The sequence below is a fragment of the uncultured Parabacteroides sp. genome (genome assembly GCF_902493135.1).
Taxonomy (GTDB): domain Bacteria; phylum Bacteroidota; class Bacteroidia; order Bacteroidales; family Tannerellaceae; genus Parabacteroides.
This window is the reverse complement of record NZ_CABUOD010000088.1, coordinates 1-4,220: the sequence shown is the minus strand read 5'-3', so window position 1 is coordinate 4,220 and position 4,220 is coordinate 1. Positions and strand designations below refer to the sequence as shown.

At 51.6% G+C, this 4,220-nt stretch carries 1 protein-coding gene; it reads left to right on the top strand.

Translation table 11 applies throughout. The features are described from left to right. Window positions 1–217: 217 nt before the first annotated feature. Window positions 218–3,358 (top strand): glycoside hydrolase family 2 TIM barrel-domain containing protein, encoded by a 3,141-nt coding sequence (locus tag RDN79_RS18930; RefSeq protein WP_298550129.1) that lies wholly within the window; start codon window positions 218–220, stop codon window positions 3,356–3,358. The last annotated feature ends 862 nt before the right edge of the window (window positions 3,359–4,220 follow it).

The window sequence follows — 4,220 nt, the reverse complement described above, 5'->3', positions numbered from 1 at the left end:
AGAACCAGGTTCGCGGATGACGCGGATCGGGCGGATTTTAACGGATAAAATAATTTAAATCCGCTTTCATCCGTTTCATCCGCGTCATCCGCGAACCTGGTTCTTTATTTATATAAGGCAATATTTGAGAGCGCTTGCTCCTGAAAAACTTCGGATAGGGGAAAAGATTGAATATTATTCCGTATCTTCGTCCCGAATACTTAGATTTTTTGCTATCATGAAACACAAACTATCCGTCATCAGTGCGCTTTTGTTGTTCGCGTTAACCGGACAAGCCCAACATAGAGAGTGGGAGAACCAGCGCATAAACCAGATCAACCGGGAGCCGATCCATGCCCATTTCGTGCCGTACGCCTCGGAAAGGGCCGCTTTGCAGAAAGACGCGACGCTTGAACGCCGCGAGTCGCTGAACGGAACGTGGAAGTTCCATTTCGCGGTGAACCCGGCTTCCCGTCCCGCCTCGTTCTACGAAGAAGGTTTCGATGTCTCCGGCTGGAAAGAGATCGAAGTGCCGGGCAGTTGGGAACTTCAAGGTTTCGACGCGCCGATCTATACGGACACGCGCTATCCTTTCCCCGCCAATCCCCCTTATGTGCCGCAAGAGTATAATCCGGTTGGCTCGTACGTGACGACCTTCACCGTTCCCGAACATTTCAAGGGGAAGGACGTGCTGCTCCATTTCGGGGGAGTCGAATCGGCTTATTATTGCTGGGTGAACGGCCGTTTCGTGGGCTATAGCGAGGATAGCCGCCTTCCGTCCGAATACCTGATCAATAAATACCTGAAACCCGGCGAGAACCGGCTGGCGGTGGAAGTCTACCGTTATAGCGACGGTTCTTATCTGGAAGGACAAGACTACTGGAAGTATAGCGGGATCGAGCGGAACGTGATGCTGATAGCCCGTCCGAAATCCCGCATCAAAGACTTCGAGATCCGTGCCGATCTGGAGAACCAATATAAGGATGGGACGCTCGATATCGACTTTACGATGGATAGCCGCTCATTGGCGAAAGGCACATCCGTAGGGGTAAAGGTGCTGGATGGCACTAAAGAGTTGGCTTCCGGCCGCCTTACCGTCAGGCATGCGGCAGACACTTTGTTGTCTTTCTCCGAGATCTTTCCGGATGTTAAACGCTGGACGGCGGAGACGCCCCATCTTTATACCTTAGTCGTCAATACCCTGGATAGCAAAGGCAAGGTGACGGAATCGTTCACCCAGCGTTTCGGCTTCCGGAAAGTGGAGATGAAGAACGGCATGTTACTGGTCAACGGCACGCCTATCCTCATCAAGGGGGTGAACCGGCATGAACACGATATGCACCGCGGGCGTACCGTCTCGGTGGAGAGCATGGTCGAGGATATCCGCCTGATGAAACAGTTCAACATCAACGCCGTCCGTTGCTGCCACTACCCGAACTACGAAGAGTGGTACGAGCTTTGCAACGAATACGGTCTCTACCTGGTCGACGAGGCGAATCTCGAATCGCACGGTATGGAAGCCCATCCGGACGGTACGCTTGCCAATATGGACGGTTGGGAAATCCCTTTCATGGAACGGATGGAGCGGATGGTGGAGCGGGATAAGAACGTGACGGCCATCATCACCTGGAGCTTGGGAAACGAGTCCGGCTACGGGAAACATTTCGAGACGATCTACCACTGGACGAAAGGGCGCGACGCCAGCCGCCCCGTCCAATACGAAGGGGGAGGCGTGAAAGGCCTGTCCGATATCTATTGCCCGATGTACGGGCGTATCTGGCTGCTCCGCCAATGGGCGAACCAGCGCCGGGAGCGTCCTCTGATCCTTTGCGAGTATGCACATGCGATGGGGAACAGTGTCGGCAACCTCGGCGACTACTGGGAGCTGATCTATAAATATGACCACCTGCAAGGCGGCTTTATCTGGGACTGGGTAGACCAGACGTTTGCCGTCAAAGACCGGAAAGGCAAGGATATATGGGCATACGGCGGCGATATGGGTTTCGTCGGCATTGTCAACGATTCCAACTTCTGTGCCAATGGCCTGGTGGCGGCCGACCGCACCCTGCATCCGCACATCCATGAAGTGAAGAAGGTCTATCAATATATGCACTTCGAAGGCGTCTCCTTCTCGCCGAACCGGGTGAAGGTCACGAACCGCCACGATTTCCTCTCTTCCGATGTCTATGATTACAGTTGGAAGGTGAAGGCGGATGGACAGACCTTGTACGAAGGCAAACTCGATGTCCCGGTGATCGCGCCTCATGCCTCGGTTGTCGTCACGTTGCCCCTCCCGGCTATCGAAGGCAAACCCGGAACGGAGTATTTCCTGCATCTTTCCGCTTGCACGAAGGAGGCGTCCCCCTTGGTTCCCAAAGGGCATTTGGCTGCATCCGAGCAATGGCAACTTCCTTGCCGACCCCTTAAGGAGCCGGCAGAAGAGATTCCAAACCGGCCCTTTAAGGAGTTGGCAAAAGTGGATGAGACGCCGGACGGTTATACGGTGACCGCCTCTTCCTCCGTTCTTGCCTTTTCCCGGAAGACGGGAGAGATGACCAGTTGGAAGGTGAAAGGAAAAGAATACCTGCAAGCCGGCCCTCGCCCGAATTTCTGGCGTCCGCTGACCGATAACGATGTGGCGAACGGCATGTTGGAGCGTTGCGGAACGTGGAAGCAGGCGGGAAACGAGTTGCAATTGACGGATATGTCTCTACATGAAACACCGCACGAGGGGACGGTGACGATCCGTGCCTCCTATACGATGCCGGCGCAGGAATCGGCTTGCACGGTTACCTACGTCGTCTATCCCGATGGAGCCGTCCGAACGACTTTGAGCTTTACGCCGGGCGATAAGGCCTTGCCGGAAATGCCCCGTTTCGGCATGAGGATGATTCTGAATGGCGAATACGACCGGATGACCTGGCTGGGGCGCGGCCCGCACGAAAACTATTGGGACCGCAAATCAGCGGCCGATATCGACCTGTATGAATCGACCGTTTGGGAACAATATCACCCGTATGTCCGCGCCCAGGAAACGGCGAATAAGACGGATGTCCGCTGGGTGGCGCTCCGGAATGCTTCAGGCGAGGGTTTGCTGGTCAAATCGCTGGGCGAACCCTTAGGTGTCAGTGCCTGGAATTTCCCGATCGAGGATCTCTACTATGTCCCCTCCATGACGAAGCACATTCATGGCGGCAGCATCGAAAAGAAAGACATGGTCTGGCTGAACATCGACAACCGGCAGATGGGTGTCGGTGGCGACAATACCTGGGGCGCCCAAACCCATCCGGAATATACGATCACACCTGCCCGCCGTGAATATTCGTTTTGGATGATTCCGGTTGATGGAGAGACGGACTTGCCGGAAGCGGGCAAGTGATTGGGCAAAGTTTATCTTGGTAATGCATGGTTTTGGGTTCCCTGACTCTATGCGTTACCGGGATAACCAAAATATTCTAAGGTTATGATCTACATGCGAAGTTTTCTGCAAATCCTCTATCACTCTATCACTGCGGAAACTATAACTCTTGATCTTCAAACGTTAAAGGTAGTGATATAGGACGTTTCTCTCTATCACTCCTCTATCACTCCTGAAATACGGTGTTTTTATCATATGATTGAAGACCAATATATTGTCGTCTTTTCCCTCTGAAAAAACATATGGAATAATCGAATAAACAAATGTAAAAACAGGTGTAATAGGTGTTAAATCGGCGGAATACGGCTCTTCATTTCAGAAAAGCCATCTCTTTTTTTAGCGGAAACAAGCACATGATTTCGCGAACACCCCCATGTTGCCACCCTTTACATCCGGGTGTAGAGAGCCGGTACACCCGGGTGTAAAAAGGGGCAACAGGGGGATGTCTGACAACTAAAGTGCCTTGCCGAACAATAAAAACCGCCTGGTTTTACATATTTTATAGTCGTTTTTACATAAAATAATCGAGTGGTTTACAGGGGTGAGGATTGGAGGTTTATCGTTTGTGTTAATTGCAATTCACTTATATTCAGCTGTATATAAACACAGTGCCTGTTTTCCTTCCAAATTGCCGGTGATAGGTAGTGATACTGTTGTGATAGAGAAAATGGACATGTATCACTAATAAAACAAGTTGAATATCAATTGGTAAAAAGGAATCAGTGATACAGTGACAGAGGAAATGGGGAAAACTTGGTTCTTCGTCACTTTCGGGGCAGTTCATGTGTTAAAGCTAGTAAGTTTATTGCAAAGCAAGGTAATG

Bases quoted from the DNA above. Each gene is read 5' to 3' on its own strand.
- RDN79_RS18930 (WP_298550129.1), top strand. From the start codon at position 218: ATGAAACACAAACTATCCGTCATCAGTGCGCTTTTGTTGTTCGCGTTA.